General features: G+C 63.5%; 4 protein-coding genes. All 4 read left to right on the plus strand.

The genetic code is table 11. The features are described from left to right. On the plus strand, positions 1–659 hold a 659-nt coding region (locus BGN97_RS04945; protein WP_292698530.1), incomplete at its 5' end, for a 2-oxo acid dehydrogenase subunit E2. 616 nt (positions 660–1,275) lie between these two features. After that, positions 1,276–1,905: an AraC family transcriptional regulator gene (locus BGN97_RS04950; protein ID WP_292698532.1), complete on the plus strand. Its 630-nt coding sequence runs from the start codon at positions 1,276–1,278 to the stop codon at positions 1,903–1,905. Positions 1,906–2,121: 216 nt separating this feature from the next. Further along, complete coding sequence (locus tag BGN97_RS04955) at positions 2,122–3,207, plus strand: ArdC-like ssDNA-binding domain-containing protein (protein ID WP_292698534.1); 1,086 nt, start codon at positions 2,122–2,124, stop codon at positions 3,205–3,207. Then, on the plus strand, positions 3,207–3,896 hold a 690-nt coding region (locus tag BGN97_RS04960), incomplete at its 3' end, for a bifunctional DNA primase/polymerase (protein ID WP_292698536.1). The genes BGN97_RS04955 and BGN97_RS04960, both read left to right, overlap by 1 nt.

A 3,896-nucleotide genomic window follows, 5' to 3' on the forward strand; every position in this document is an offset into this window, starting at 1 on the left:
CGGTCGCGTCCCGCCTCACCGAAAGCGGAACGACGGTCCCCACATTCACTGCGACTGCCTCTGCCAACCTGGGTGCCTTGCTCGCATTGCGGGCGCAAATCAATGAGGCGAACACTGATACGGGGGTGAAGGTCAGCGTGAACGACCTCCTCGTCCGTGCCGTCGCAGTAGCACTTCGGGCGCACCCCGGAGTGAACGCCTCCTATTCGGAAGAAGGACGTGGACAGACCCTCGTGCACAGGCGAGTCCACGTCGGCATCGCCGTCGCTTCTCCCGCTGGACTCGTCGTTCCCGTCGTCCGCGACGCGGATCGCACCGCGGTTTCGGCGATCTCCACGATCACGAAGGAACTCGTCAGCAAAGCATCGGAGCGCAAGCTCTCGGCAGACGACATGGCGGACGGCACCTTCACGATCAGCAACCTCGGCATGTACGGCATCGAGCACTTCACCGCGATCATCAATCCGCCCCAGGGTGCGATCCTCGCTGTCGGCGCGGCCCGAGACGACCTCACACTTGTGGAAGGCGAGGTCGTCGTGGCCAAGCGGATGCGGTACACGCTCACCGCAGACCACAGGATCATCGACGGCGCGCTGGCAGCGCAGTTCCTCGCTACGCTCACGGAGTTGATCGAGAACCCACTCCGGATCGTCGCATAACTCGGGCAGTGGTGCGATAGGTGCCTATCGCACCACTGCCACGCGACCCGCGCCATTTCCGAAAGTGACGTGGGTCTCTGACTCGTTGCGCAAGTCTCCGCTTCGCGTTGATCCGCGGACTGTCACGATTCGCGCGCTCCCCACCGAGCTCCTCGGCTCGTCCGGCGCCAGATGACGAGTTCCCTATTCCATCGCTTCGCAGAAAGTGCGAGGGCGAATGATGCTCAGTGCTCAATTGAATAATCGCGAGGGTGCAGCTCACGGTAGGCGGCTCCTCGCCGCATCTGCCTCGCATTCCACATCAGGCATGCTGACTGCCGTCGAATCTGTTCGCATAAGCGCAACTAGACGGGTGGTCTTTGCGCAAGCCCAGATCATGCATGTCCTCGAAGGTGCAGTTGAAGTCAAGACAGAACATGGATCTACATGGCTAACGCCAGGGATGTCCGTCGCGCTCGGCAGCGGTCGATGGTCTAGTACTCACCCGCGCCCCAAAGCCAGGATGTGGACCATTTACGTAGACGAGTCTTTTCTTCGATTGCAGATGTCTTGGTTTCTCCCCGACCCTCAGCGCGTTCTTCCGGGGCTGCATCCTGACGAATGGGATGGACGAGCGATGGTGCTGAACTCCGGCACCACCGCCTTTCAAAGCATTGAGCCCATATGGCGGAAGCTGAGCGTAATTCACGATGGCTCGCTTACGCCAGAGACAGCCGCCACCCGCTCCATCGAACTCTTTGCTCAATGGGTAGAAGTCGTATTGCCTGTTTTTGTGAGTGACCCCGTGAACGGAAACCGCAATGTCGTGCTGGCCAATCCTGTTAGGGGAAGTCTCACAGCGGCCGTCACTGGCAGGCACATCGAACGTGCAGTGCAGATCTTGCGGTCTCGCATATCCGAAACTTGGAGCGTCGATGCCTTGGCGCGTGCCACCGCGATGTCGCGAGCGCATTTGAGTCGTCTCTTTGTGATCCGGACGGGGCTCCCTCCAATGCGTTTCCTGAGCGAGATACGGCTCACAGAGTTCACGCGACTCATTGAAGAGACCGATATGTCTGTTGCCAGTGCAGCTCATGCGGTGGGATGGACCGATCCTCGGATAGCATCAGCGTGGTTCTACCGACGTTTCGGGGTTGTGCCGTCGAAGTACCGCCTCACCCCGCACCCGGATTGTACGGACGGCGGGAAGATCGGCACCGATTCATGCGACGAACCAAACAGCTTTCAACGGGAACTCGTTGACTGACTCAGAGTGCTCGGCAGGACGCTCACATTCGCCTTGCAAGTGTCGACCTTGCACTGTCTGCGGCAGTAGACCGTGTAGACACGTCGGACCGCATGAGAAACCTACCGAACGTATTCATCCACCAATCGGTCGATATCTCCTGGCATCCCCGGCGTACCTCATGGTGACAGGGCCGCCGCCGCTTCGGTGCGCGGCCCGCCAGGGAGGAGGCGGATCATGGCTGCACCGAGGAGAACAACCGAAGAAGCCCGCGCTGCGCGGGATGCGAAGCTCGATGAGCTGCACGAGCAGTTGGCCGCGCAGGTCGAGAAGTTAGTCACGGGCGAGGACTGGGCGCGGGCGTTGACGTTCGCGGCGCAGTTTCGGTCGCGCTCGTTCAACAACACGATGCTGATTTTCGCGCAGCATCAGGCCGCATGGGAGGCGGGCCGGGTTCCTGATCCGGTGCCGTCGTATGTGGCGGGGTTCCGGCAGTGGGAACAACTCGACCGGCACGTCGAGAAGGGCCAGCGCGGCTACGCGATCCTCGCCCCGGTGATGGGCCGGTTCGCGTCAGCGACCCCGAAAGATGCGATGTCATGGCGCAGGCTGGCGCCGCGTGAGAAGCCGAAGCCGGGCGAGGTCGTGCGCTCGAGAATGGTCGGCGCGAAACCCGCCTACGTCTTCGACCTTTCCCAGACCTCCGGTGCTGAGGTACCGACACCGCCGACCCCAGCACTCCTAGAAGGCGAAGCCCCTGCCGGTCTTCGTGAGGGCCTGATCCGTCAGGTGGAAGCGGCGGGGTTCTCATTCATGCCGGTGCCGCATGAAGGCATGATCCACGGCGCGAACGGCGTCACTGACTTCGAGGCACGGCAGGTTGCGGTGCGGACAAACATGGACGATGCCGCACAGGTGAAGACCATCGCACACGAGCTCGCCCACGTGCTGCTGCATGACCCGTCGGATGAGGACGCGACGAAGCATCGCGGCATCGGCGAGGTTGAAGCCGAGTCCGTCGCGCTGATGGTCGGTACCGCCCACGGCATGGACACCAGTTCGTACACGATCCCGTATGTCTCCGGCTGGTCCAACACCGTCGCCGGCAAAGAACCCGTCGCGGTGATCCAGGCGACCGCGGAACGGGTGCGGAAAGCGGCGGTCGGCATCCTCGACCAGCTCGACACCGTGCAAATCGGCGACGGCACCCCACCCGGCCTCACCCAAGACACCCCGGCAGAAACCGTCGGACGCTCGGCGTCACCGGCGCGGGAGTTCCCTCGTTCTGAGCGCCGCCCTACCTCTGCGGTTCGGAGCCTCTGATGGGGGTCGCGGACGTATTCAAGGAAGTCAGGGGCCTGTCGTTGCCGGAGGCGGCGGCACGATTTACTGCCGCGAGGGTGCCGATCTTCCCGTGCGTGCCGGGCGAGAAGCGGCCACTCGTGGAGCATGGCTTCCGCGATGCCTCGCTGAACCCGGCGCAGATCACCGCGTGGTGGCAGCGCTGGCCGGGAGCGAACATTGGCATGCCGACCGGACTCCTCTCCGGTGTCGATGTGATCGATGTCGACCGGAAACCGGGCGGCGACGGGTTCACCGGGTTCCAGCGACTTCAGGACGCGGGGCTGATTCCTGGGTGGTCGGCGATGGTGATGACGCCTTCGGGTGGGATGCACGCTTACTTCCCAGCCCCCAGGTTCGAGCCGCAACGATCTTGGCAGGCCGCGAACGCGCATATCGACTTCCGCGGAGAAGGCGGCTACGTCGTCGTGCCGCCCTCCGTCGTCACCCAGCCCGACGGTGCGGCACGCCCGTATCTACTCATCTCGGGATCAGACACCGCCCCGAGACGCGTGAACGCCGGCGCGATCCGGCAACTCCTCGATCCCCGCGAACCGGCAAAGTACCGGCCTCGGCCTGGCGGGTTGCGGTCGCAGGATGCGGAGCGGCTGGCGGGCTGGGTCGCCGCTCTCGGTGAGGGCGAGCGCAACCGGGGGTTGTTCTGGGCGGCG

This window comes from Microbacterium sp. 69-10 (assembly GCF_001897945.1).
Classification (GTDB): Bacteria; Actinomycetota; Actinomycetes; order Actinomycetales; family Microbacteriaceae; genus Microbacterium.